Genomic DNA, 25,271 nt, shown 5'->3' on the forward strand with positions numbered 1-25,271 from the left:
CCACTCTAGGCGACGCTGTGAAATTCGTCATCCGGCAGTTCGTCGAGCAGCGCGTTAAGCGTGAGGCACGCCTTCCGCAAACCCTCGCGCGTGATCCTCCCGCCGAAACACACGCGCACCCCCGCATCATCGACACGGCGGTCGGCGGCGAACAAAGGGCCGGACGTGACGCGCACGCCCCGGTCCTGCGCGGAGCGGGCGAATTCGCCGGGCGGCCAATTTTCGGGAAGCTTCAGCCACAGGTAGGGCGCACCCGGCTTGCACAGCACATCGCGGCGGCGGAAAACCTCAAGCGCGATTGAGCGCCGCGCCGCATTCTCCTCGATGATGGAGGTGAGAATGCGCTCGCCGATATCGCTCTCGATCCACAGCCGCGCCACTTCGGCGGCAAGGCCCACGGCGCGGCCGCTGGCGATGGTTTGATGGCGGATCAACTGGTCCGTCTTGCCTTCGGGCGTGGCTACGAAGCCGACGCGCAAGCCCGGCGCCAAGGTCTTTGACACGCTGGTGATGTAATAGGTGCGCTCCGGCGCCAGGGTATAAAGCGTCGGCGGTTGCAGGCGGGGATCGAGCAGGCGGAAGATATCGTCCTCGATGATCGTCACGCCATAGCGCCGTGCAATCTCGACAATCGCCGTGCGGCGGTTGAGATCAAGCGTCACCGTCGTCGGATTGTGGAGCGTCGGCACAAGATAGAGGAGCCGTGCCTCGCCTGCCTTGGAGGCACGCTCGAAACTTTCCGGCACCAGTCCTTGTGCATCCGATTCAAGCGGCACCATTGTCAGGCCGACATGGCGGGCGATGGGCTTGATGGTGGGATAGTTCATGCCCTCGACAAACATGTTCTCGCCATGCTGGCTGAGGGCGGAAAGGCAGGCGATCAATGCCGCATGGGCACCCGCCGTCACCACCACCTGATCTTCCGAAACGCTGATGCCGCTGCGCTTCAGCCATGTGACGCCCATGGCGCGGTGGAGCGGATGGCCTTCGGGCGGGGTGTAGTCGAGGAGATCAATGCGCGAGGGCTGCTGCATGACCTGGCGCAGGGCGGCATCGAGATCCTGCGCCTCGTGGATCATCGGCGGCGAGGCCTGCGTGAGATCGGCCACGTCATCATTGCGGGCTTGAGACGATTCGAAAGCGCGCACCGGTTTTGCCGGTTCTTTCAGGAAGCTGCCGCGCCCCACTTCGCCAACAAGAATGCCCAGTTTCTCCGCTTCCGCATAGGCGCGGGTAACCGTGCCGGTGGTGACGCCCAGCCGGTAGGCAAGGTCGCGGTGGGTGGGCACGCGCTCGCCGGCTTTCAGTTTTCCGGTGAGGAGATCGCTCCGCATCGCCTCGGCAATGGCGAGATAGCGCGGGCGTTCGGGATCGAGGCGGGGCGTCCAACTTGTCATGGTGACAATGTTTCTATTGCACGAAATTGTCCTCGTCAAGTATAAGAACAATGCGGTCAATTGAAAGGAATTGATCGATACAATAGCGACAATAGGTGAGATCATGCGCGATTATGTTTTCAACGAGGCCCGTATCCGGAGCAGCACATTTGCCTTTCCGTGGCTCAATCGCGTGGTGAAAAACTGGATCGCCCGCCGCTATCTCCGCAAGCTCGAGCAATTCGACGACTACATGCTGAACGACATCGGCCTGACGCGGGATGACCTCTATTACGGCCAGTCCCTGCCCTTCGACGTCGATCCCATCGGCGAACTGGAGCGCACGCGCAACCAGCGGGCGCGCGGCATCAGGCGAAAGTGACCAATCTGGTTCAGGCCAACGCCTGAAGCTGGTGCATTTCCTCCGGGCCTGGCTTTCTGCTAACAGGGGGCCATGGTCCGGAAGGAGTTTTGACCGATGAACAAGCCGATGAATCCCGCAGGCGCTACCGCCTGGGAGCCCTCACCCAACAATCTTGAGCCGTTCTGGATGGGCTTCACGCCCAACCGCGCCTTCAAGAAGCGCCCGCGCATGATCGCCCGCGCCAAGGACATGCATTATTATGACATGTCCGGCCGCGCCATTCTGGACGGCAGCGCCGGACTCTGGTGCTCCAATGCCGGCCATTGCCGCGAGCCTATCGTCAACGCCATCCAGAAGGCCGCCGCCGAGCTCGACTTCGCGCCGACCTTCCAGTTCGGCCATCCCAAGGTGTTTGAGCTCGCCTCCCGCCTCGCCACCATGGCGCCGGGCGATCTGAACTATGCCTTCTTCTGCAACTCCGGCTCCGAAGCCGCCGACACGGCGCTGAAGATCGCGCTGGCTTATCAGCGCGCGAGGGGGCAGGGCACCCGCACCCGCCTCATCGGCCGCGAGCGCGGCTATCATGGCGTGAACTTTGGCGGCATCAGCGTTGGCGGCATGGTGGCCAACCGCAAATGGTTCGGCGCCCATCTGGCGGGTGTCGACCATCTGCCGCACACCTACAACAAGAAGGAACAGGCCTTCACCCGCGGCGAGCCCGAATGGGGCGGCCATCTGGCGGAGGAACTGGAGCGCCTCGTGGCGCTGCATGACGCATCCACCATCGCCGCCGTGATCGTCGAGCCGATGGCCGGTTCAACCGGTGTGCTGCCGCCGCCCAAGGGCTATCTCAAGAAGCTGCGCGAGATTTGCGACAAGCACGGCATCCTGCTGATTTTCGACGAAGTGATCACCGGGTTCGGCCGCCTGGGCCACGCCTTCGCGGCGGAGCGTTTCGGCGTCGTTCCCGATATCCTGACCTTCGCCAAGGGCGTCACCTCGGGCACCGTGCCGATGGGCGGCGTTCTGGTGCGGCAGGGCATCTACGACCAGTTCATGAACGGCGACGAGCATGTGATCGAACTGTTCCACGGCTATACCTATACCGGCCACCCGATGGCGGCGGCGGCGGGCGTGGCCACCATGGACCTCTACCGCGACGAGAAGCTGTTCGAGAACGCCAAGAAGCTGGAAAACGTGTGGGCTGATGCGGCCTTTACCCTCAAGGGCCATCCGCTGGTGGAGGATATCCGCACCATCGGCCTCGTGGCGGCGATCGACCTCAAGCCCGTCGAAGGCAAGCCCGGCCTCCGCGCCTACAAGGCGATGGAAAACGGCTTCCATGATGTGGGCCTGCTGGTGCGCATCACGGCGGATACCATCGCGCTGTCGCCGCCGCTGATGATCACCGAAAACCAGATCGACGAAATCTTCAGCGACAAGCTGCCGAAGGTTCTCGCCTCGGTCGCCTGAGATTCGATATGAAAACGAAAAGCCGGGGCGGCAAAGCGCTCCGGCTTTTTCATGTCAAGAACAGCTTCACGCAAGGGAAGCCAAGGCTGTTTGCCATGGCGAATCAATCGCCTGATGCAAAAGGCGTTTGGGGCCTGATGCAAAGTTAGGTTACTGTCGGGTGCAACTGATTCGCGATTCGAAAGCGGGGTTGCCCTTATCATGCAGCGACACGAATGGCCGGCGGTCCTCGGGCTTTCCGCCTTTTCCATGCTGGCCGTAGGCTGCGCCATGTACATCATGTCCTCCGGCACGCTGGCCGCCTCGCTGGTGGCGGGCGCGGTGCTGGTGCTGGCGGTGGGGCAGATGGCGGCGCTGCTGGTGCAATGGATGCGCAATGCCGGGTCCAATGAGCGCCTCGCCGTGCTGACCGATGTGCAGCGCGGCCAGGGCGAGACGGTGGAAACACTCCGTGCACGGATTGACCGCCTCGAACAGATCGCCGCTGATTCGCCTGCCCAGCAGACGGACCACATGCTAGGCGAATTGCGCGTGCTGAAAGACAGCGTGCAGGCGCTGGCGCAAAGCATGCGCGGTGAAGCGGTGAAACCCCGTGAAGATTTCCGCGCGGAGCCCCAGCCGCAGGCCCGCCCCCAGGCGGAGAAGCCGCAGGCCGCATCGCCGGAACGCCTCGAACTTCTGCTGGAGCCGGTGGTCGAGCTTTCAACCGGCGCCACCGCGCATTACCGCGCCCTCCTCAACATGGTGAACGGCGAGGGCGAGGAAGTGACCCACGCCGCCCTGATGGAAACGGCGGCGAATAGCGGCGTTCGCCCGTCGCTCGACTTGCATCTCCTCACGCTGGCGCTCCCCGTCCTGCGCCGCTTGCGCATCAAGCACCCGGGCATGCGCATGTTCGTCGGCACCAGCGGCCAGATGCTCAATTCCCGCTCCGACATGGCGCGCGTGATGGCGGCCATCGAGATCGAGCCGGACGCGGCGCGCGGCATCGTGTTCGACATCGCCCATGGCGAACTGGCGGCGCTGACGCCTGCGGGCGTTGAAAGCATGGCGCAGCTTGCCCGCGCCGGCGTCACCATGGCGCTCTCCGATGTATCCGTCTCGGGGCTTGATCTCGCCTCACTCCGCCAGCTTGGTGTGCGATTCCTCGATATCCGCGCGCAGGATTTCGATTCAGGTTACGGCCTCTCGCCGGCCTGGGCGCAATTCGCGCAGTTTGCCCGCGCCATGCAGTTCCAGATGATCGCCGGGAATGTTCTCAATTCCAGTGAAGCCGCGACAGCGGGCCGCGTGGCGCGCTTCGGCTATGGCGCGTTTTTTGCGTTGCCCCGCCGCGTGAAGCCCGATGCCGCGCAGCCGCGTGAGGCCTTCACGCAGGCCTATACGCGCGCCGCCTGATCCCCGCGATGACGATGGAGGCGCTCTCGCGGCGCTACCCCGTATGGTTCTGCGACATCTGGGGCGTGGTGCACAATGGCCGCCAGCCCTTTCTCTCCACCACCCATGCGCTGGCCAAACACCGAAGCCGGGGCGGCACTGTCATCCTCGTCACCAATTCGCCGCGCACAAGGGCGGGCGTCGCGCGCCAGCTTGCGCAGTTGGGCGTCGATCCCCAAAGCCACGACAGCATCACCACCTCGGGCGACGTGACGCGCGATCTGGTGGTGACCCATGGCGGCGGTAAAATCTTTCATCTGGGGCCGGAGCGCGACCTGTCGATTTTCGAGGGGCTGAATGTCGAGCGCGTGTCGATGCGCAAGGCCCATGCCTGCCTGTGCACCGGCCTGTTCGATGATCGCACCGAAACGCCGAAGGACTATGCCGATCTCCTCGCCGGGATGAAATCGCGCGATCTCGAAATGATCTGCGCCAACCCCGACAAGATTGTGCGCCATGGCGACCGCATCCTCTATTGCGCCGGAGCCCTCGCCGAAGCCTATGCAAATATCGACGGGCGCGTGCAGATGGCGGGCAAGCCCTATCGGCCCATCTATGATCTGGCGTTGGCGGAAGCGCGCCGCATCCGGGGTGGCGAGGTGAAGCGCGAGGATATTCTCGCCATCGGCGACGGCCCTGAAACCGACATACGCGGCGCTGCCGCCTATGGCCTTGACGCCCTTCTTGTTGCAGAAGGGGTGACCGATGCGAGCGAGGGGCTTGAGGCGGCGGAAGCAAGGGTCCGCAGCCTGGTGCCCGAAGCGCGCATCGCCGCCACCATGCACCAGCTTCGCTGGGACTGACGAGGGACGTTTGCGTTCATGCGTGTGATTGAATCGAATGCCGCGCTGCCGGAGGAATTGCGCGGCGCTGTCATCGCCATCGGCAATTTCGACGGCATGCACAGGGGCCACCAGAAGCTTCTGGACGAGGCCCGCGTCCTTGCGGAGGCGAGCGGCAAGCCGTGGGGCGTTTTGACCTTCGAGCCGCACCCCCGGAGTTTCTTCAAGCCCACTGAACCGGTTTTTCGTCTCACGCCAAAACCGCTCAAGCTGCGGCTGATCCGGGCGCTTGGCGCATCCTTTACCGTGGTTCAGGAATTCGACGCAGACCTTTCAAATCTCGAGGCCGCTGATTTCGTGGTGCGCCACCTCGTCGAGAGGCTGGGCGTGTCGCATGTGGTGACGGGGTATGATTTTCATTTCGGCAAGGGACGGCGTGGCAGCCCGGCAGCGCTGGTGCAGTTCGGTCAGCAGCAGGGCTTTGGCGTCACCATCGTCGATCAGGTGACTGATGAGGGCGATGCCCATTCGCCCTTTTCCTCAAGCTCGATCCGCAGCGCCTTGAGCCATGGCCATGTGGAGCAGGCGAGCCATGAGTTGGGGTACCACTGGACGGTGGAAGGCATGGTGGTGCATGGCGACCGCCGCGGCCGCACCATCGGCTTTCCCACGCTCAACATTATCGTGGAAAAAGGCGTGGAGCCGTTCCGTGGCATCTATGCGGTGCGCGTGCGCGAGGCCGATGTTCCCGATGCGCCGGTGTGGCAGGGCGCCGGCTATTTCGGCGACCGTCCCACCTTCGAGACGGGCCGCACCTTCCTCGAGGTCTATCTGATCGGCTTCGACGGCGATCTCTATGGCCGCACCATGCTGGTGGAACTGGTGAGCCTCGTGCGCCCCGACCGCCGCTTCGAGTTCGATCAACGATCTTGTCGCGCAGATGAAGAGGGATTGCACGGCAGCCGAGGAGAGGCTTCGCCAACTCGCCGCCAACAATCCGCTGACCGTCTATCCGCTGGGCCTGCTGCAGGAGCAGGGCAGGCTCTAATCGGCCTTTTTGGCCTCGGTCGACGGATCGAGTAGCCTGTGCAGATGCACAATGAAATAGCGGGTTTGCGCCTGGTCGATGGTTTCCCGCGCCTTGCCCAGCCAGGCCTGATAGGCGCTCGCGTAATCGGGGAAGAACCCCACCACGTCGAGCTTTGAAAGGTCTTTGAAATCAACGTCTTTCAGGCTGTTGAGCTCGCCGCCGAACACGAGGTGGAGAAGCTGCTTGCCGGGTTTCGCGGGAGAAGTCATGGGGTCTTCAGGGCCTCCGTGAGGGCGGCAAATCTCTTCGCACCTGCCGCAATCATGCCCTGCTGCCACGGTTCGGGACGGTTGTAAACAAAGGGCTTGCCGGAAAGATCTCCGGCCATGCCGCCCGCCTCCCGCACCAGAAGATCACCCGCCGCCAGATCCCAGTCATTCTTGTGGCCGGTGGAGAGCGCGCCATCGAGACGTCCCGCCGCCACATGGGCGAGGCGCAGTTGCAAGGGCAGGGAGCCGGAAATGTCCGGTATTATTCCGTAGACGGACAATTGCCTGAGCGCCCCTTTGCTGCCGGCGATGCGCGCTCCTGTGAGCGCTGGATCATCCGCAAGCTCCAGCCGCGCATCATTGAGAAACGCGCCATGGCCTTCGATGGCGGTGAAGAATTCATCCGTCAACGGACAATAAACAGCGCCCAGCACCGCCCGGCCCTTGCGGGCGAGGGCAACGGCGACGCCCCAGGTGTCTTTTCCTGCGATGAAGGCCCGCGTGCCGTCGATGGGATCGGCAATCCAGATCGTGTCGCACGAAAGCCGCGCCGCGCTGTCGGGCGTCTCCTCGGAGAGCCAGCCGTAATCGGGCCGCGCCTTCTGCAGGCGCTCTTTCAGCAATTGATCCACGGCGATGTCGCCTTCACTCACCGGTGAGCCGTCAGGTTTCCGCCAGTGCTTCACGCGCCGCCGCATCATGCTGAGCGCCAGGTCACCCGCCGCGCGGACAGTCTCGAACAGCAGCGCCGCGTCAGCGTCCGGCAAGGGTTAACCCCTCGACGAGGCACGAGGGCGCGTTGATGGAGGAGCGGAATTCCAGATCATCAGCGGGCGTGAGGTTGAGGAACATGTCCTTGAGATTTCCGGCGATGGTGATTTCGCTCACCGGATAGGTGAGTTGGCCATTCTCGATCCAGAAGCCTGACGCGCCCCGGCTGTAGTCGCCCGTGACGCCGTTGACACTGGAGCCGATCATCTCCGTCACATAGAGACCCTGCGGAATGGCCTTGAGCATATCGGCGAGCGGGCCGCCCGGCTGCATGTGCAGGTTGGACGGGCCGGAGCCATGGCCAGTGGGCGCCATGTTCAGTTGCCTGGCCGATTTGAGATCGAGCAGCCAGGTGGTGAGAACGCCTTGATCGATGAGATGGCGCGGCGTCATGGGAAGGCCGTCCCCATCATAGCTCCGTGAGGCAAGGCCGCGCTTGCGGAACGGGTCTTCGACGATGGTGACGCCTTTCGAGAGAATCTGCTGGCCCAGCCGGTCTTTCAGGAAACTGGTGCCGCGCGCGATGGCCGAACCTGAAATCGCGCTGAGCAGATGGCCGATGAGGCTGGTGGCCACGCGCTTGTCGAAAATAACGGGCACAGATTGCGACTTCACTTTGCGCGGATTGAGCCGCTTCACCGCCCGCTCGCCGGCCTCCCGGCCTACGGCTTCGGGGGAACGCAGGTCGGAGAAATGCACGGTCGAGGAGTAATCATAGTCGCGCTCCATCGCCGTGCCATCGCCCGCGATGGCCGACACGCTGACCGAGACGCCAGTGCGGCGCGAGGCGCGCGAAAAACCGTTGGAGATGACCATCGCGCCGGAGCGGTCATAGGCCGATGCGCCGCTGCCGCCCGACTTGGTTACGCCCTTGACGGCGAGGGCTGCCTCTTCCGCCGCCCGCGCGATCTCCTGCAACCGGGCCGCATCGGGAAGCTCTTTCGACACCAGGTCGAGATCGGGAAACTCCGCCGCCAGCTGCGAGGGATCGGCGATGCCCGCAAAGGGATTGGGCGGCGCCAGCTTCGCCATGGCGATGGCGGCTTCGGCAAGGCGGTCCAGCGCGTCCGGGGTGAACACGCCGCTCGACACCGAAGCGGATGATTTGCCCACGAACACGGTGAGGCCGATGCGGCGGCCTTCCGCCCCTTCCAGCTTTTCAATTGCGCCATGCAGCAGTTCGACATCGGTGGCGCGGCTGTCGCCGGCCGAGGCTTCGGCCTGGTCGGCGCCGAGTTTGCGGGCGCGGGCAACCGCATCGCCCGCAAGGGTCAGAAGATCGTCAGTCATGTGAGGAGGCAATCCAGAAGAAGGGCCAGGGTGATGATGAGGCCAAATATGCGGTTGGAGCGGAAGAGTTCAAGGCAGCGGTCCGGATCATCCGCTTTGAAGCGGGCAAGCTGCCACGCCGCATGGAGTGCCGCCGCGGCAACCCCGGTATGGGCGATGAGGCTCGCCCCCGCCGTCCACAGCGCGGCATCGAGCAGGGCAAGGCTGAGCGCGAAGAATACCGCGAGCCACGGCAGTGTGGCGTCGCCGAATTTGAGAGCCGTTGATTTGACGCCGATCAGGATGTCGTCGTCCTTGTCCTGATGGGCATAGATCGTGTCATAGGCGAGCGTCCAGAATACGCCCGCCGCATAGAGCAGGAGCGGCGGGGCGGAGAGGCTGCCATGCAGCGCCGTCCAGCCGAGAAGCGCGCCCCAGTTGAAGGCGAGGCCCAGCACGAATTGCGGAAAATAGGTGATGCGCTTCATGAAGGGATAGACGGCGACGATGGCCAGCGAGGCGATTCCGGTCAGGATCGTGAAGCGGTTGAACTGCAGCAGCACCGCGAGGCCGATGAGGCACAGCACGGCGAGAAAGATGAAGGCTTGCGTGACACTCACCTGGCCGGAAGGGATGGGCCTGAGCCTGGTGCGCTCGACCTGTCCGTCAAAGTCCCGGTCGGCTATGTCGTTCAGCGTGCAGCCGGCGCCCCGCATGATGATGGCGCCGATCAGGAACAGCGCCGCATACCAGAGATTGGAGAAGCCGCCGCCCAGCGCGATCTGCCCCAACAGCAGGCCCCACCAGCAGGGCAGCAGCAGCAGCCACCAGCCGATGGGCCGTTCCAGCCGCATCAGCCGCGCATAGGGGCGGACGGGAGGCGGCAGCAGCCTGTCCGCCCAATGGCCTTTCAGCGCATCGGCCACCGGCGCATCTTGTCTGCTGACATGGCTCATGGGCGCGGTGTACACCGGGCCACCCATGAAAACCACTCCCCGCATCCATGTGGCCGGCGCGCTGTCCGAACAGCGCGAGATCGCCCTGCCGCGCGAGCAGGCGCATTACCTGACCGGCGTGCTGCGCCTCGCGGGCGGCGACCCGGTGCGCGTGTTCAACGGCGGCGACGGCGAATGGCTGGCCTATCTCGCGACCGTGGGCAAGAAAGAGGTGAGCCTCCGCTGCGAGCGCCGGGTGGCCGATGCCGTGGCCCCGCCCGACATCGATTACATTTTCGCGCCCCTGAAACATGCGAGGCTCGATTACGTGGTGCAGAAGGCGGTGGAGTTGGGGGCCAGGCGGCTGCGCCCCATTATCACCCACCGCACGGTGGCCGAACGCGTGAACATGGAGCGCATGCGCGCCAATGTCATCGAGGCGGCGGAACAGTGCAATCTCGTCTTCGTCCCGGAGGTTCTGGAGCCGCAGAAACTCGCGGCGGTTCTGGCGGGCTGGGAGTCCGGGCGGCGGCTCATTTATTGCGACGAGACGGCGGCCATCGCCAATCCCGTGACGGCGCTGAAAGAAGCGAGGACTCCGGCGGCCGTGCTGATCGGCCCCGAAGGCGGCTTCACGGCGGAGGAAAAGCAGGCGCTGACCCGGCTTCCCTTCGTGACGGCGATTTCGCTGGGCCCCCGCATCATGCGCGCCGATACGGCGGCGGTGGCAGCGCTGGCGCTGGTGCAGGCGGTTCTCGGCGACTGGACTTGAAACTTTGATGCGAAGGCGACTATTTCTGTCGTCATGATTTCGCAGCGCGCCCGCTATGCCTTCAAGGCTGTCGTGGCCCTTGCCCGCTCCAAGCCGGGCGAGGGGCTGCAGATTCGTGAACTGGCCGAACAGGAAAAGCTGCCGCGCAAGTTTCTCGAGCAGATTCTCCTCACGTTGAAGGCGGCGGGCTATATCACCAGCCGGCGCGGGAGAGACGGCGGATATGAGCTTTTGAAGCCTGCCGACCTCATTCTCATCGGCCCGATGCTGCGTGCCGTCGATGGGCCGATCGCGCCGCTGCCCTGTCTTTCCCGCACCGCCTATCGCCGCTGCGACGATTGCCGGAGCGAAGCGGCCTGCGAACTGCGAATCGGCTTTTCCAAGGCCTATTCCGATTATCTCGCGTCGCTTGAAACCACCACATTGGCGCAAGTGATGCGGCAGGCTGACACGGCTTCCGGCAATGCCGCCGCTGCCGATGTGCATGCGCAACCCGCCTAACCACCTGAATTCCTGTATAAAATACGAAATGTTCGGAAAACAGAACTTTTGGGCTTGAATCACGACTTAATCCGTATAGTATTGGGTCAATCAACAGACAGGAGATGGCCCATGCGTTTCTCAACTCTTCGCCGCGCAACGATTTTCGGTGTGACCGGCCTCACCCTTACAGCTTTCGCGGCCTCGGCCTTCGCCGATGTAACGCTGCTCAACGTGTCCTATGACCCGACGCGCGAACTCTACAAGGACATCAACGCCGCCTTCATGGCCGACTGGAAGGCGAAGACCGGCGAAACCATCACCATCGAGCAAAGCCATGGCGGCTCCGGCAAGCAGGCCCGCGCGGTGATCGATGGCTTGAAAGCCGATGTGGTGACGCTGGCGCTCGCCGCCGACATCGACGCCATCGCCAAGAAGGGCAAGCTGCTGCCGGAGGATTGGGCCAAGCGCCTGCCGAACAATTCGACGCCCTTCAGCTCAACCATCGTGTTCCTGGTGCGCAAGGGCAATCCCAAGGCCATCAAGGACTGGGGCGATCTCGCCAAGGATGGCGTTCAGGTGATCACCCCCAATCCCAAGACATCCGGCGGCGCGCGCTGGAACTTCCTCGCGGCATGGGCCTGGGGCGAGAAGGCCTATGGCGGCGATGACAACAAGGTGAAGGATTTCGTGACCGATCTCTACCGCAACGTGCCGGTGCTTGACACGGGTGCGCGTGGTTCAACGCTCACTTTCGCGCAACGCGGTTTGGGCGATGTGCTGATCAGCTGGGAAAATGACGCCTATCTGGCGCTCGATGAATTCGGCGCCGACAATTTTGAAGTCGTCGTGCCGTCCCTCTCGATCAAAGCCGAAACGCCGGTGGCGCTCGTCGATGAAAACGTGAAGGCCAAGGGAACGGAGAAGCAGGCCAAGGCCTATCTCGATTTCCTCTATTCGCCCGCCGCGCAGAAGATCGCCGCGCATGACCACTATCGCCCGTCCGATCCCTCGGCGGCGGACCCGGCTGACATCGCCAAATTCCCCAAGCTGGAACTGGTGACCATCGACGGTGCTTTTGGCGGCTGGAGCAAGGCGCAGGCAACATACTTTGCCGATGGCGCGCTGTTCGACCAGCTTTACAAGCCGACCAACTGACGGAGCATGGCGCAGACATCCCTCCAGCGCCTGCGTGAACCAAGCGTCCTGCCCGGCTTCGGGCTGGCGCTTGGTTTCGCCGTGACGGCGCTCTGCCTGATCGTGCTGATCCCGCTGGCCGCACTGGTGCTGAAAGCGGCCAGCATCGGCCCCGCCGAGTTCTGGGCCATCGCCCGCGATCCGCGCACGATTGCGGCGCTGAAACTTTCCTTTGGCGCCGCCTTTATTGCGGCGGCGGTGAACGCCGTATTCGGCCTGCTGCTCGCCTGGGTGCTGGTGCGCTATGACTTTCCCGGCAAGCGGCTGATCGATGCCGCCGTGGACCTTCCCTTTGCGCTCCCCACCGCCGTGGCGGGCATTGCGCTCACAACGATTTACGCGCCCAATGGCTGGATCGGTTCGCTGGCGCGCGATCTCGGTTTCAAGATCGCCTATACGCCTTCGGGGATCGTCCTTGCACTGATCTTTGTCGGCCTGCCCTTCGTGGTGCGCGCCGTGCAGCCGGTACTGGAGGAGGTGGACCGCGACATCGAGGAGGCCTCGGCTCTTCTGGGCGCCAGCCGCACGCGCACCGTGTTCCGGGTGATCCTGCCGCATGTCTATCCGGCCCTTCTTGCGGGCTTTGCGATGGCGCTGGCGCGCGGTATCGGGGAATATGGCTCGGTCATTTTCATTGCCGGCAATATTCCGCGCGTCTCGGAAATCGCTCCGCTGCTGATCGTCATCAAGCTCGAGGAATTTGATTATCAGGGCGCAACTGTCGTGGCGGTGCTGATGCTGGTGATCGCCTTCCTGCTGCTGCTCATCATCAACCAGTTGCAGGCGTGGAGCCGGAAGAGGCTTGGCAATGTCTGACATCGCCCTGCCGCCGCTTGCCATTCACTCCGCCACCACGGAAAGCTCTGGCGCGCGCTGGGCGCTGATCGGCACCGCCATCCTGTTCCTGCTGGCGGTGCTGTTCCTGCCGCTGGCCATCGTGTTTCTCGAGGCGTTTCGCCATGGCGCATCAGCCTTTCTCGCGGCGATTTCGGAGCCTGATGCGCTGTCGGCAATCCGGCTTACGCTGCTGGTCGCTACCATCGCCGTGCCGCTCAATGCGGTAATCGGCGTTGCCGCCGCCTGGGCCATCGCCAAGTTCAATTTCACCGGCAAGTCGCTGCTGCTGACGCTGATCGACCTTCCCTTCTCGGTTTCGCCGGTGATCGCCGGCCTGATCTATGTGCTGCTGTTTGGCGCGCAGGGGTGGCTGGGACCGTGGCTGAAAGCCCATGACATCGAGATCATCTTCGCGGTGCCGGGTATCGTGCTGGCAACGGTCTTCGTGACCTTTCCCTTCGTGGCGCGCGAACTGATCCCGCTGATGCAGGCGCAGGGCACGGCGGAGGAAGAGGCCGCCCTCACGCTGGGCGCGGGCGGCTGGTACACCTTCTTTCATGTGACGCTGCCCAACATCAAATGGGCGCTGCTCTATGGGGTGCTGCTGTGCAATGCCCGCGCCATGGGTGAGTTCGGCGCTGTCTCGGTGGTCTCCGGCCATATCCGGGGCCTCACCAACACCATGCCGCTGCACATCGAGATCCTCTACAACGAGTTCAACATCTCTGCTGCCTTTGCGGTGGCCGCGCTGCTGGCAGCACTCGCCCTTCTCACCCTCATTCTCAAGACCATCCTCGAATGGCGCTATGGAGCGGCACTTGCCGCCAGCCGCCGCCATTGAACGCAGGGAGCAAGCCCATGTCCGTCAACGTCACCGTGCGCAATCTGGAAAAAGCCTTTGGCCGCTATCCCGCTTTGGGGGGCGTTTCAATTGACGTGCAGGCGGGCGAACTGGTGGCGCTGCTCGGCCCTTCGGGCTCCGGCAAGACGACGCTGCTCCGCACCATCGCCGGTCTTGAGCAGGCGGATCGCGGACAGGTTCTGTTCGGCGACATCGACGCCAATGCGCTGACGCTCCGCGAGCGCCGCATTGGCTTCGTATTCCAGCACTATGCGCTGTTCCGCCACATGACGGTGATGGACAACATTGCCTTTGGTCTCAAGGCGCGGCCGCGCAAGACAAGGCCATCCGCGGCGGCGATCCGTGCCAAGGTTCTGGAACTGCTGAACCTCGTGCAACTCGACGGGCTGGAGCAGCGTTTTCCCACCCAGCTTTCGGGCGGCCAGCGGCAGCGCGTGGCTTTGGCGCGCGCACTTGCCATTGAACCGCGCGTGCTGCTGCTTGACGAGCCCTTCGGCGCGCTCGATGCCAAGGTGCGGAAGGACCTGCGCCGCTGGCTGCGCGAGCTTCATGCGCGCATCGGCCACACCACGCTGTTCGTGACCCATGACCAGGAAGAAGCCTTTGAACTGGCTGACCGCGTGGTGATCCTCAACCAGGGCAAGATCGAACAGGTGGGAACGCCGGAAGAGATTCTCGAATCTCCCGCGTCGCATTTTGTTGCCGATTTCGTTTCCGACATCGACTTGGCCCGCATCCGCCGGGCCGAGGTCATACCGCTGCACCGCCGGGCGGCCATCCATAAGCGCGCCTGATGGATGGCGCGGCAATCTTTGTCTTGCCCGTTTTAAGGCCGCCGCCTAAATCCTTCTGCGCGAAGGCAACCAGGATTTTCCCCCGTGAGCGGACCGACCCCCGACACACCGCAGGCGCGCGCGCCGATTGAATCGAAAGACCAGCTGATCGGCTATCTGGCATCGGGATCGAAGCCCAAGTCCGAGTGGCGCATCGGCACCGAGCACGAGAAATTCCCCTTCCTCACCGACACGCTGGAGCCCGTGCCCTATGCAGGCCCGCGCTCCATCCGCGCCTTGCTGGAAGGCCTGCGCGACCGCTTCGGCTGGGAAGGCGTCTATGAGGGTGACAACATCATTGCCCTCGCCGACCCCAAGAGCCTTGCCAATATCTCGCTGGAGCCGGGCGGGCAGTTTGAACTTTCGGGCGCGCCGCTGGAGACCGTGCATGACACCTGCGCCGAGGTGAACGAGCACATCGGCCAGGTGCGCGAGGTGGGCGATCAACTGGGCATCGGCTTTCTGGGGCTCGGCGCTTCGCCCAAATGGACGCGCGCCGAAACCCCCATCATGCCCAAGGGCCGCTACAACATCATGGCCCCCTATATGGACAGGGTGGGCCGCTATGGCCGCGACATGATGTTTCGCACCTGCACGGTGCAGGTGAATCTCGACTTCGGCTCGGAAGCCGACATGGTGAAGAAGCTCCGCGTTTCGGTGGCGCTGCAGCCGGTGGCCACGGCGCTGTTCGCCAATTCGCCGTTTCTTGAAGGAAAGCCCAACGGCTATCTCTCCTTCCGCTCGGAGGTGTGGACCGATACCGACAAGGCGCGCTCCGGCATGCTGCCCTTCGCCTTCGAGCCTGGCATGGGCTTTGAACGCTATGTCGATTTCGCGCTCGATGTGCCCATGTATTTCATCATGCGCGACGGCAAATTCCTGAACACGGCGGGCGAAAGCTTCCGCAAGTTTCTCGCCGGCAAGCTGCCGCAGCTTCCGGGCGAAAAGCCGACGATGAAGGACTGGGCCGATCACTTGACGACGATCTTCCCCGAGGTGCGCCTCAAGAAATATCTGGAAATGCGCGGCTGCGATTCAGGCCCGACGCGCCGCCTCTGCGCGCTCCCCGCCCTGTTCACAGGGCTGCTCTATGACGATGAGGCGCTGGAGGGCGGCTGGCAGCTCGTGAAGGACTGGACGGCGGAGGAACGCCAGGCGCTCCGCGATGCCGTGCCGAAACGGGCGCTCAACGCGATGATCCGTGGACGGAGCGTTCGCGATATTTCACGCGATGTGCTGGAGCTCGCGCGCGGCGGCCTCATGCGCCGCAATGCGCTGGGCTGCAAGGCCAAGAGCGAGACGCAGTATCTCGACGTGCTGGACGAAACCGTTTCCAGCGGCAAGACGGCGGCGGAGAATCTCCTCGCCCTCTATCACGGCCCCTGGCACGGCAACATCGACCGCGTGTTCCGCGATTTCGCGTATTGAGCGGCGGCGCTACACCGCTTTCAGCATGCCACCGTCGACGAAATAGGTTGATCCCACGCTGTAGCTGGCCCTTTCTGAGCACAGGAACACGAAGAAATTGGCCAATTCCTCCGGGCTGCCGAAGCGCTTGATGGGCGCGTGTTCATCGGCCACGCCCTGCAGGTAGCCTTGATAGTCGCCGCCCGAGTTGGCGGTGAGCTGTTTCGCCGTCTTCACCCAGTCGGGCGTGAGGATGAGGCCGGGGTTGATGCAGTTCACGCGGATGTTGTCCTTCACCACCTCATTGGCGAGGGTTTTGGAAAACATCATCAGCGCCGCCTTGGTGACGTTGTAGATGGGCTCATACCAGAGCGGCTGCACGGCGCAGATCGAGGCATTGTGCAGGATCGCCCCGCCGCCGCGCCGTTTCATCATCGGCGCCAGCCCACGCGCCAGCCGCACCGCCGCCATCACGTGAAGCTCCCAATAATCCTGCCATTTGGAATCAGGCGCCTCCATGATCGTCTCGTTGGAGCCGCTGCCGGCATTGTTGATGAGAATGTCGCAGCCGCCGAATTTTTCGACGGCCGCAATTAGCGCCGCAGCACCTTCGGGCGTGGCCACATCGCAGGCGACGGGAAGCGTCCTCACGCCATGCTTCGAGCCAACCCCCTTGGCTTCTTCGGAAAGGCGCTCACCCTGCCGCGCCGCCATGACGACATGAGCGCCTTCCGCCGCAAAGCCATGCGCCACCGCAAGGCCAATGCCGACGCTCGCGCCGGTGATCACCGCCACCTTGTTCTTCAGTCCCAGATCCATGATGCTGTCTTCCCGCTGGTTGCCGGGGAAGACTAGCCGCGCGGTTTGACGGCGCGCAAGGGCGGCTATTCCGCCGCGATCATCGCCGGGTTGAGATTGGCCATGCTGTCCGATACATGGCGGGCTAGGGCGTCGATGGCGGAATTGCCGCGGCCGGGCTTCCTCACCATGCCGATATCGAAGGTGCCAAGCGAAGGAAATCCATCCTTCTCTGTCAACACCTTCATGCCCGGCTGCACGCAGAGATCGGGGATCGCACCGATGGCGAGGCCCGCTTTCACCGCCGCGTTGACGGCGTTGGAATTGGGGCTGGAATAGGCGATCCGGTATCTGCGGCCGGCCGATTCCAGTGCGCTCAGCGCCTTGCCGCGCCATTCGCAGCCCGCATGCGAAATGGCCAGCGGTACCTGGTCGAGAAGATGCGTGCTGTGCCGCGCCGAGGAAACCCAGACCAGCGGCTCGCGCCGCACCGGCTCGTCGGTGACGACCTCGCAACCGAAGGAAACCAGTGACAGGTCGAACTCTCCGCGCCGGGTGCGTTCGAAGAGGATGGTGGAGTTCACGCATTCCACATCCACCGTCACGAGAGGATGGGTGCGGGAAAAGCGGGCGAGAATTTCCGGCAGGAAGCGGTCGGCATAATCATCGGGCGTTCCAAAGCGTATCGTGCCGGTGAGTTCCGGCTTGGTGAAGGCCGAAACCGCCTCATCGTTGAGCGACACCATGCGGCGCGCGAATTCGATCAGCCGTTCGCCATCCGGCGTGAATCGGCTGAGGCGGCCGTCACGCGCGAACAGGGGGCGGGCCAGCACATCTTCCAGCCGCTTCATCTGCATGGAGACGGCGGACTGGGTCTTGTTCACTTCCCCCGCCGCGCGGGTGAAGCTGCCGGTGTCGGCAATGGCCAGGAAGGTCTTCAGCAGGTCGACATCGAGGTTGGGGATCATGGCGGCAATCCATCATTGATCGTGATGGAGATCATAAAATACATTCGTTGGATAAATCAATCCAAAACTGTCATGTTCCTCTCATCACACACGGTGATGCTGCCGCTTTCGGGTGGCCGGACATGGGAAGATCGGCTTTCCATGAATGAGGAGGACTGTGCCATGAGAGACTATGCTTTGACCCGCGCCGAAGGTCTTGGAATCGCGACGGAATCGAACCCGCTCACACGGCTGTTCCGCAACTGGAAGGCGCGCCGCCGGGTGGCCCAGCTCGAGGCCTATGACGACTATATGCTGCGCGACATCGGCGTAACCCGCGGCGACGTGATCTGGGCCGCGGGCCTGCCGCTGACGGTGAACGCCGCGCTGGCGCTTGAAGAGCGCTCGCAGGCGGCGCGCCGCCTGCCGCGCCACGGTTAGCGCTTGTTGAGCGCCTCTTCGACGGAGCGCAGCAGGTCACTGCCGCTTGACCCCTGCGCCCCGCCGAGGATGGAGCCGAGAATATCGCCCAGCCCGCCGCCCTGCTGGGACTGAGCGCCGCCACCGCCAGCGCCCCCCAGCACGCTGCCGAGAATATCGCCAAGCCCGCCGCCAGGCGCCTGCTGGCCGCCGGCTCCGCCGAGGATCGATCCCAGAATATCGCCCAATCCGCCGCCGCCTTGCGCACCGCCGGCCTGCCCGATCCCCGTCTGCCCACCCATGTTGCGAGCGAACTGGCTCATCAGGAACGCGGCGATCAGCGGCAGCATTTTCTTGAGAATGTCGGGGCTGATGCCCGAGGCGGTAGCCGCCTTCTGCGCCACGCCGCGGCTCACGTCCTTTGAACCGAAGATCTGGCCGAGAATATCGTTTCCCTGCGTCGTGGCATGGGCCACGGACGGGGAGCGCGCGGGTGCGCCCTGCAGGCTGGCGAGAATGTCCTCAAGCCCGCCGCCGCCCTGCTGCGTATTGCGCTGCATGCCTGCCAGCACGGCAGGGCCAAGCGCCTGCACGGCCGCCTGCGTCTGCTCGGGCGTCAGGCCGAATTGCTGGCCGATTGCGGAAAGGTCCATGACGATACACTCCTAGCTAGGTTTGGTTCCGAGGATAGAGCCGAAAATGTCTTCAAGCGATGGCTGCTTTGCCCGCCGCCTGGTGGTGCGGCGGGTGCGCCGCGCACCGAAATAATCCGTATAGCTGCGCCGCCGCCGCCGTGGCGCAAATTTGCGCTGGAGTTCCTGCATCACGCCTTTGAGCAAAGCCGAAGCGAGAGTGCCAAGGATGCCGCCGCCGCCTGAAAGCCGTTGCGGCTGACCGGCGAGAGGCTGCGGCTGAGCGGTTGCCTGTGTGCGGGCCAGGGCCGCGACAACGGCTGTTGCGCCAATGGCGGAGAGCTTGACCAGCGCCGTTTCGGGAATGTCTTTCGCGAGGCCGCGCATGGTGCGGATGGCGGCGTCACGGGACCCATAGACATGATCGAGGATCGCATTGCCATCCGAGAGCGCCGCGCTGCCGTTCAGGTCGGATGCGTTGTCGAGGATGCTGCCATCGGCGCCATCGTCGAGGAGATCGAGCAGGGCATCGAAGGTGGCGGGATCATTGCCGGATTTTATTTTCAATTGCCGCGCAATGGCGGGGCAGATGGATGCGAGTGCCGATTTGGCCTGCGCTTCGGAAATGCCAAACGATTGCGCCGTGGCGGCAAAGAGCTTGCCACCCTGCGCGTTTTCCAAAATGTCCATCACTGCCATGCCGTCACCCGCCGCCGAGCTTCGAGGCGATCCTACCGGCTGGAAAATCCCGCGCAATGCCCATCAGGCCTGAAAGCCCAGATCGCGCGCTTCCTGCAGCAGGAGGCGATAGGAGCGGTAGTGGTGGCCCCTGAGGCCCGCCATGCGGGCACCCTGCACGTTGGATCGCTTGTCGTCGATGAACCAGCAATCCCGCGCGTCTGCCTTCATCACCCGCATGAGCTGGGCGAAACTGGCAGGGTCCGGTTTCTTGGTGGCAAATTCAAAGGAACAGTAGACGTCCGGAAACAGTGCAGCGGCTTCGGGAAAAAGCTGGGGAAGGGCGGTTTTCAGGATGGGACCGTTGTTGGTGTAAATGGCGATGCGTGCCTGTTCGCCGATCCGCCGCGCCAGAGACAGCACATCGGGAAATGGCGTCATCGATTCCTTGCGCGCAGCGATCCATTCCTCCCGCGTGATCGGATGGCCAAGCCGCTTGCCGAATTCCGCCAGATATTCCGCCTCATCCGGATAGCCGCCGGCATCGGACTCCCCCTCGAAGCCTGAATCCCAGATGGCGGCGCGGATGTCGCGCGGCATCTTGCCGGAGATGCGCGACAGTGCGCGCAGCCTCCGCCCAAGATCGTAGTGACACAGCACATCGTCCATGTCGAAGATGACGATGCCGGGCCTCATGCAATCAGGCCGCCGTGCCTCCGACGGTCAGCCCGTCGATGCGGAGCGTGGGCTGGCCGACGCCAACCGGCACGCCCTGGCCCTGCTTGCCGCAGGTGCCGATGCCGGGATCGAGCGCCATGTCATTGCCCACCATCGAGATGCGCTTCAGCGCTTCAGCCCCCGCGCCGATCAGCGTGGCGCCCTTGACAGGTGTAGTGATGCGCCCGTCCTCGATCAGATAGGCCTCGGTGCAGCTGAACACGAATTTGCCGGAGGTGATGTCCACCTGCCCGCCGCCGAAGGATTTGGCGAACAGGCCCTTCTTGATCGAGCGCTGGATTTCTTCCGGATGCCTGTCGCCGTTCAGCATGTAGGTGTTGGTCATGCGCGGCATGGGGGCGTGGGCATAGGACTGCCGCCGGCCATTGCCGGTGGGCCTGACACCCATCAGCCTGGCGTTGAGCCTGTCCTGCATGAAGCCGACCAGCACGCCGTCCTCGATCAGCGTCGTGCAATTGGAAGGCGTTCCCTCATCATCGATGGTGAGCGAACCGCGGCGGTCGGGAATCGTGCCGTCATCCACGACCGTCACGCCCTTCGCCGCAATGCGCTGGCCCATGAGGCCTGCAAAGGCGGAGGTCTTCTTGCGGTTGAAATCGCCTTCCAGCCCATGGCCGATCGCTTCATGGAGAAGAATGCCGGGCCATCCGGGGCCCAACAGCACATCCATTTCACCTGCCGGTGCGGGTTTCGCTTCCAGCGAGACGAGGCTTTGCCGGAGCGCCTCGCGCGCTGCCGCCATCCACACCTCGTCGGTGAAATAGGAAAGCGGTTCGCCGCGCCCGCCAAGCCCGTGGCTGCCCTGGCCCTGGTCCTTGCCGTTGGAGGAGGTGATGGAAATGTTGAAGCGCACCAGGGGCCGCACGTCGCGGTAGGTGCCGCCGTCCCCACGGATGATTTCAACCGCCTGCCACTCGGCGGCGAGCGATACCGAAACCTGTGTGACGCGCGGATCGAGCGCCCGGGCAAAGGCATCTGCCTTCTGCAAGAGCGCCACCTTGTCGGAAAAGCCCATGGCCAGCGCCGGATTGCTGTCGGAATAAAGCTTGCGATTGCTGCGGGCCGGGGCCTCGGCATGGGTGGCGGAGACCGTGCCACGGGTGATGCTGGCGCAGACATCCGCCGCGCGCTTGAGCGCCGCCGCCGAAAATTCCGTGCCATGCGCGTAAGCCGCGGTTTCGCCTGATATGGCCCTGAGGCCGAAGCCTTGCGCTTCGTCGAAACTCGCCTGCTTCAGCTTGCCATCGTCGAAAACCAGGCTTTCGCTCTGGCGCTTTTCGATGAACAGCTCGCCATCGTCGGCGCCTGAGAGCGTATCAGCGGTAATCGCCAGCGCGCGCTCGGGCGAAAGATCGCTGCCGTCGAGAAGGGATAAGGTCGGTGAAGCGGCCACGGCCTGCTCTCCTGCGGAGGTTGATCCGCATAGATAGGCGAGGGCGTTCCAATCCGCCAGAGGGCTACTGCTTGTCGAGATCCGCCAGCGCCGCCGAGAAGCCGTCGAGCTTCATCTTCATCGGCAGGCCCACGCCCGGCGCTTCATAGATGATGAAGTTGGCGTCGCCGCCCTTCTTCATCTTGGCCAAGGTTTCGGGCGAGGCTTCCGCGAAGGCCATGCAGATCTGCGGCATGCAGCGCGTGAAGGGCACGCGGCCCACTGCGTTTCCGTCGATTTCAAGCGCCACGCCCGTCGGCAGGAACACGCCGATCGGCGCCATGACGCGCATCATGGTGACGGCTTTGTCGCCCTGCTTGGCCTTGACGATAATCAGCGTCAGGCCGGCATTGGGATTCTTGTCGCTCTGGGCGCTCTGCACCATGCCGCACTGGCGCTGGGCAGGCTGGGCGGCGGCATCGGCACCGGCTGGCTGGGTTTCGCACTGGATTTTCCACGCGCCATGCGTGGCCACCACTTCCGGAACAGGCGCATTGGCCTGCGGCTGGCCATCCTTGGAGACGCGGGGACCGAACTGCGGTGTCTGGGTATTCTGGGCAAGGGCTGCCGGAGCAGCAAGCATCAGCGCTGCCGCCGACATAAGGGAAATCCAGCGGGATTCGGACCTGATTCGCAAGGGAGGAGACCTTCTTCGTCTGCGGAGTTGATCGGCTCTTAGCGCCGGAACGGGAACTTCACAACTGCCACGTGACCGGCGAGAAGCCGGGCGCCAGAGCAGCCGGGCTGACATTTCCGCGCCAATTTGGGCGAAATTCCGGTTCCAATTGCACAATGACGTTTTGCCGCGCACCCATCCGTTGCGGGCTTGCCCTGAATGTGGTTCACAAGCGGGCTGGATGCGCCGCATTTGCGCCGTGTTGGGGATACTGCTGAGACGAAGGGGCGACCATGAAGATCGCGAACAAATTCCTGATGTTGCTGGCTGGCGCCGCAAGCCTTGCGATGGCTCCGGCGGCTTTGGCTGCCGCAGGCCACGCGGTGCCGTGGCAGATGGGACTGCAGGATTCGGTCACCCCGGTTTCCGATGGCATCCACTTCCTGCACAATTATATCCTGCTGCCGATCATCACCTTCATCGTCCTCTTCGTGCTGGCGCTGCTGATCTATGTGATGGTCAAGTTCAACGCCAAGGCCAACCCGGTCCCTTCCAAGACCACGCACAACACAACGGTGGAAGTGCTGTGGACGGTGATCCCTATCCTGATCCTGGTGGTGATCGCGATTCCCTCCTTCCGGCTGCTCTATCTCGAACGCGACATTCCCAACAACGCCGACATGACGGTGAAAATCACCGGCACCCCGGCGTGGAACTGGAAATATGCCTATCCCGATCTGGGCGTCGACAGCGACGGCAACGCCAATGTGGAATTCGATTCCTTCCCCAAATCGGAAGAGGCGGCAGCCAAGGATGGCGTGCCTTATCTTCTCTCGGCTGACATGCCCATGGTGGTGCCCGTCAACAAGACGGTGAAGCTGATCGTCACCTCCGATCCGATCGGCATCATCCATTCCTGGACGATCCCATCCTTCGGCGTGAAGATCGACGCCATTCCCGGCCGCCTCAACGAAGACTGGTTCAATGCCCGCACTGAAGGCGTTTATTACGGCCAGTGCTCTGAACTGTGCGGCAAGAACCACGCCTTCATGCCGATCGAGGTGTGGGTGGTGTCGGACGACAAGTACAAGGCCTGGTCCGATCTCATGAAGACCGGCCCCGATGATGCAAAGCTCAAGGAATTCCTGGGCACCATCAAGCCGCCCGGCGCACAGATCGCACAGAACTGATTTCGAGACAGAGGCGACCCTCATGGCACACGCTGCAACCGCTGACCACGATCATGGCCTTCCCACCGGGTGGAAGCGTTATGTTTATTCCACCAACCACAAGGACATCGGCACGATGTATCTGTGGTTTGCCATTTTCTCCGGCCTGATCGGCGGCTTCCTCTCTGTGATGATGCGCCTTGAGCTTATGGAGCCGGGCATCCAGTATTTCCACGGCCTCGCCGCTATGCTCGATTCCAACGTCAACTGCGGCACCACGCCGGTGGCGCAATGCCAGCAGGCGATCGACGCCGGCAAGCACATGTACAATGTGTTCGTGACCGGCCACGGCCTCTTGATGATCTTCTTCATGGTCATGCCCGCGCTGATCGGCGGATTCGGCAACTGGTTCGTGCCGCTGATGATCGGCGCGCCCGACATGGCCTTCCCGCGCATGAACAACATTTCCTTCTGGCTTCTGCCGCCGGCGCTTTGCCTGCTGCTGATCTCGATGTTCGTGGATGGCCCCGCGGGCGCCCATGGCGTGGGCGGCGGCTGGACGATCTATCCGCCGCTCTCCTCGAAGGCGGGCCAGCCGGGACCAGCCATGGATTTCGCCATCCTGTCGCTTCACCTGGCGGGTGCATCGTCCATTCTCGGCGCCATCAACTTCATCACCACCATCTTCAACATGCGCGCCCCCGGCATGACGCTGCACAAGATGCCGCTGTTCGTGTGGTCGGTGCTGGTGACGGTGTTCCTGCTTCTCCTGTCACTGCCGGTTCTGGCCGGCGGCATCACCATGCTGCTGACCGACCGCAATTTCGGCACCAGCTTCTTCGATCCGCAGGCAGGCGGTGACCCGGTGCTGTTCCAGCATCTCTTCTGGTTCTTCGGCCACCCGGAAGTCTACATCCTCATTCTCCCGGGCTTCGGCATCATTTCGCAGATCGTTTCGACCTTCTCGAAGAAGCCGGTGTTCGGCTATCTCGGCATGGCCTACGCCATGGTGTCGATTGGCGTGGTGGGCTTCATCGTGTGGGCGCACCATATGTATACGGTGGGCCTCTCCGCCGATACGCAGGCCTATTTCGTGGCCGCGACGATGATCATCGCCGTGCCGACGGGTGTGAAGATCTTCTCGTGGATCGCCACCATGTGGGGCGGCTCCATCGAGTTCAAGGCACCGATGGTCTGGGCGCTGGGCTTCATCTTCCTGTTCACCGTAGGCGGTGTGACGGGCGTGGTGCTCTCCAATGCAGGCGTCGACCGCTCGCTGCATGACACCTACTATGTGGTGGCGCACTTCCATTACGTGCTGTCCTTGGGTGCCGTGTTCGCCATCTTCGGCGCCTGGTACTACTGGTTCCCCAAGATGACCGGCTACATGTACAGTGAGACGGTTGCGAAGACGCATTTCTGGGTCACCTTCGTGGGCGTGAACCTCGTGTTCTTCCCGCAGCACTTCCTGGGCCTCTCCGGCATGCCGCGCCGCTACATTGACTATCCCGCCGTCTATGCGCACTGGAATTTCATCTCCAGCATCGGCTCCTATATCTCGGCCGTCGGCGTGCTGATCTTCCTCTACGGCGTGTTCAGCGCCTATGCGAAGAAGGTACCCGCCGGTGACAATCCGTGGGGCGTGGGCGCGACGACGCTGGAGTGGACGCTCTCCTCGCCGCCGCCGTTCCATCAGTTCAACACGCTGCCGGTCATCAAGTAAGCTGGCATGAGCGACGTCACCTCC

Annotated in this window: 26 protein-coding genes and 1 pseudogene; 15 read left to right on the plus strand and 12 right to left on the minus strand. The window is 63.4% G+C overall.

Going from position 1 to position 25,271, the window contains the following annotated elements; translation table 11 throughout:
* Positions 1-5 precede the first annotated feature (5 nt).
* Positions 6-1,397, minus strand: a complete 1,392-nt coding sequence (locus tag QM694_RS17390; RefSeq protein ID WP_415008173.1) for a PLP-dependent aminotransferase family protein — start codon at positions 1,395-1,397, stop codon at positions 6-8.
* A 103-nt stretch (positions 1,398-1,500) separates the two neighbouring features.
* Between QM694_RS17390 and QM694_RS17395 the strand changes: the two genes are divergently transcribed.
* From QM694_RS17395 to QM694_RS17415, 5 genes are all read left to right on the plus strand, one after another.
* A complete protein-coding gene (locus QM694_RS17395; protein WP_415008174.1) occupies positions 1,501-1,758 on the plus strand; it encodes a DUF1127 domain-containing protein in 258 nt (85 codons plus the stop codon).
* 96 nt (positions 1,759-1,854) lie between these two features.
* The gene (locus QM694_RS17400) at positions 1,855-3,213 is read left to right on the plus strand and encodes an aspartate aminotransferase family protein (protein ID WP_415008175.1); all 1,359 of its coding nucleotides are present in this window, start codon (positions 1,855-1,857) and stop codon (positions 3,211-3,213) included.
* Between the two features lie 201 nt (positions 3,214-3,414).
* Complete coding sequence (locus tag QM694_RS17405; protein ID WP_415008176.1) at positions 3,415-4,611, plus strand: EAL domain-containing protein; 1,197 nt, start codon at positions 3,415-3,417, stop codon at positions 4,609-4,611.
* Positions 4,612-4,619: 8 nt separating this feature from the next.
* Positions 4,620-5,453 (plus strand): TIGR01459 family HAD-type hydrolase, encoded by an 834-nt coding sequence (locus tag QM694_RS17410; RefSeq protein WP_415008177.1) that lies wholly within the window; start codon positions 4,620-4,622, stop codon positions 5,451-5,453.
* Between the two features lie 18 nt (positions 5,454-5,471).
* The gene (locus QM694_RS17415; RefSeq protein ID WP_415008178.1) at positions 5,472-6,515 is read left to right on the plus strand and encodes a bifunctional riboflavin kinase/FAD synthetase; all 1,044 of its coding nucleotides are present in this window, start codon (positions 5,472-5,474) and stop codon (positions 6,513-6,515) included.
* On the opposite strand, the gene QM694_RS17420 is transcribed toward QM694_RS17415, so the two are convergent.
* Genes QM694_RS17420 through ubiA form a run of 4 tightly spaced genes read right to left on the minus strand, consistent with a single transcriptional unit; the run spans position 6,477 to position 9,754 of the window.
* The gene (locus QM694_RS17420) at positions 6,477-6,731 is read right to left on the minus strand and encodes a DUF4170 domain-containing protein (RefSeq protein WP_415008179.1); all 255 of its coding nucleotides are present in this window, start codon (positions 6,729-6,731) and stop codon (positions 6,477-6,479) included. The two genes, QM694_RS17415 and QM694_RS17420, sit on opposite strands and share 39 nt — an antisense overlap.
* Positions 6,728-7,498 (minus strand): 3'(2'),5'-bisphosphate nucleotidase CysQ, encoded by a 771-nt coding sequence (locus QM694_RS17425; protein ID WP_415008180.1) that lies wholly within the window; start codon positions 7,496-7,498, stop codon positions 6,728-6,730. Before QM694_RS17425 ends, QM694_RS17420 begins: the two co-directional genes overlap by 4 nt.
* On the minus strand, positions 7,485-8,792 hold the full coding sequence (locus QM694_RS17430) for a TldD/PmbA family protein (protein ID WP_415008181.1): 1,308 nt from the start codon (positions 8,790-8,792) through the stop codon (positions 7,485-7,487). Before QM694_RS17430 ends, QM694_RS17425 begins: the two co-directional genes overlap by 14 nt.
* Positions 8,789-9,754, minus strand: coding sequence for a 4-hydroxybenzoate octaprenyltransferase (gene ubiA / locus QM694_RS17435; RefSeq protein WP_415008182.1), 966 nt, complete (start codon positions 9,752-9,754; stop codon positions 8,789-8,791). Before ubiA ends, QM694_RS17430 begins: the two co-directional genes overlap by 4 nt.
* Between ubiA and QM694_RS17440 the strand changes: the two genes are divergently transcribed.
* The 7 genes and pseudogenes from QM694_RS17440 to QM694_RS17470 all read left to right on the plus strand — a co-directional run bounded on the left by QM694_RS17440 (position 9,753) and on the right by QM694_RS17470 (position 16,115).
* A complete protein-coding gene (locus tag QM694_RS17440; RefSeq protein ID WP_415008183.1) occupies positions 9,753-10,478 on the plus strand; it encodes a 16S rRNA (uracil(1498)-N(3))-methyltransferase in 726 nt (241 codons plus the stop codon). The two genes, ubiA and QM694_RS17440, sit on opposite strands and share 2 nt — an antisense overlap.
* Positions 10,479-10,511: 33 nt before the next feature.
* Positions 10,512-10,979, plus strand: coding sequence for an RrF2 family transcriptional regulator (locus tag QM694_RS17445; RefSeq protein ID WP_415008184.1), 468 nt, complete (start codon positions 10,512-10,514; stop codon positions 10,977-10,979).
* Between the two features lie 111 nt (positions 10,980-11,090).
* Entirely contained in the window at positions 11,091-12,116 is a 1,026-nt protein-coding gene (locus QM694_RS17450; protein ID WP_415008185.1) for a sulfate ABC transporter substrate-binding protein, read from the plus strand.
* Positions 12,117-12,122: 6 nt separating this feature from the next.
* On the plus strand, positions 12,123-12,971 hold the full coding sequence (gene cysT, locus QM694_RS17455; RefSeq protein ID WP_415008186.1) for a sulfate ABC transporter permease subunit CysT: 849 nt from the start codon (positions 12,123-12,125) through the stop codon (positions 12,969-12,971).
* Positions 12,964-13,833: a sulfate ABC transporter permease subunit CysW gene (gene cysW / locus QM694_RS17460; RefSeq protein ID WP_415008187.1), complete on the plus strand. Its 870-nt coding sequence runs from the start codon at positions 12,964-12,966 to the stop codon at positions 13,831-13,833. The genes cysT and cysW overlap by 8 nt, the downstream gene beginning before the upstream one ends.
* Before the next feature lie 17 nt (positions 13,834-13,850).
* Positions 13,851-14,594 (plus strand): annotated as a pseudogene (locus tag QM694_RS17465) (sulfate/molybdate ABC transporter ATP-binding protein); the annotation flags it as partial.
* A gap of 138 nt (positions 14,595-14,732) precedes the next feature.
* On the plus strand, positions 14,733-16,115 hold the full coding sequence (locus tag QM694_RS17470; RefSeq protein ID WP_415008188.1) for a glutamate--cysteine ligase: 1,383 nt from the start codon (positions 14,733-14,735) through the stop codon (positions 16,113-16,115).
* A 9-nt stretch (positions 16,116-16,124) separates the two neighbouring features.
* Here QM694_RS17470 and QM694_RS17475 read toward each other — a convergent pair whose 3' ends face one another.
* Positions 16,125-16,913, minus strand: a complete 789-nt coding sequence (locus QM694_RS17475) for an SDR family NAD(P)-dependent oxidoreductase (RefSeq protein ID WP_415008189.1) — start codon at positions 16,911-16,913, stop codon at positions 16,125-16,127.
* Between the two features lie 65 nt (positions 16,914-16,978).
* Positions 16,979-17,860 carry a LysR substrate-binding domain-containing protein gene (locus QM694_RS17480; RefSeq protein ID WP_415008190.1) on the minus strand — a complete coding sequence of 294 codons (882 nt, stop codon included), beginning with the start codon at positions 17,858-17,860 and terminating at the stop codon, positions 16,979-16,981.
* A gap of 162 nt (positions 17,861-18,022) precedes the next feature.
* Between QM694_RS17480 and QM694_RS17485 the strand changes: the two genes are divergently transcribed.
* The gene (locus QM694_RS17485; RefSeq protein ID WP_415008191.1) at positions 18,023-18,280 is read left to right on the plus strand and encodes a DUF1127 domain-containing protein; all 258 of its coding nucleotides are present in this window, start codon (positions 18,023-18,025) and stop codon (positions 18,278-18,280) included.
* On the opposite strand, the gene QM694_RS17490 is transcribed toward QM694_RS17485, so the two are convergent.
* The 5 genes from QM694_RS17490 to QM694_RS17510 form a co-directional block, all read right to left on the minus strand.
* The gene (locus QM694_RS17490) at positions 18,277-18,912 is read right to left on the minus strand and encodes a DUF937 domain-containing protein (protein WP_415008192.1); all 636 of its coding nucleotides are present in this window, start codon (positions 18,910-18,912) and stop codon (positions 18,277-18,279) included. The genes QM694_RS17485 and QM694_RS17490 overlap by 4 nt on opposite strands.
* Positions 18,913-18,924: 12 nt before the next feature.
* Complete coding sequence (locus tag QM694_RS17495; protein WP_415008193.1) at positions 18,925-19,590, minus strand: DUF937 domain-containing protein; 666 nt, start codon at positions 19,588-19,590, stop codon at positions 18,925-18,927.
* Positions 19,591-19,653: 63 nt separating this feature from the next.
* A complete protein-coding gene (locus QM694_RS17500) occupies positions 19,654-20,265 on the minus strand; it encodes an HAD family hydrolase (protein WP_415008194.1) in 612 nt (203 codons plus the stop codon).
* Positions 20,266-20,269: 4 nt separating this feature from the next.
* A complete protein-coding gene (tldD, locus tag QM694_RS17505; protein WP_415008195.1) occupies positions 20,270-21,700 on the minus strand; it encodes a metalloprotease TldD in 1,431 nt (476 codons plus the stop codon).
* Between the two features lie 64 nt (positions 21,701-21,764).
* Positions 21,765-22,340: an invasion associated locus B family protein gene (locus tag QM694_RS17510; RefSeq protein ID WP_415008196.1), complete on the minus strand. Its 576-nt coding sequence runs from the start codon at positions 22,338-22,340 to the stop codon at positions 21,765-21,767.
* Between the two features lie 308 nt (positions 22,341-22,648).
* Here QM694_RS17510 and coxB point away from each other — a divergent pair, with 308 nt between their 5' ends.
* Both coxB and ctaD read left to right on the plus strand, forming a co-directional pair.
* Entirely contained in the window at positions 22,649-23,545 is an 897-nt protein-coding gene (gene coxB / locus QM694_RS17515) for a cytochrome c oxidase subunit II (RefSeq protein WP_415008197.1), read from the plus strand.
* Positions 23,546-23,567: 22 nt separating this feature from the next.
* Positions 23,568-25,247, plus strand: a complete 1,680-nt coding sequence (ctaD, locus tag QM694_RS17520; protein WP_415008198.1) for a cytochrome c oxidase subunit I — start codon at positions 23,568-23,570, stop codon at positions 25,245-25,247.
* Positions 25,248-25,271 lie beyond the last annotated feature (24 nt).

This window comes from Aestuariivirga sp., from assembly GCF_047602625.1.
Lineage (GTDB): Bacteria > Pseudomonadota > Alphaproteobacteria > Rhizobiales > Aestuariivirgaceae > Aestuariivirga.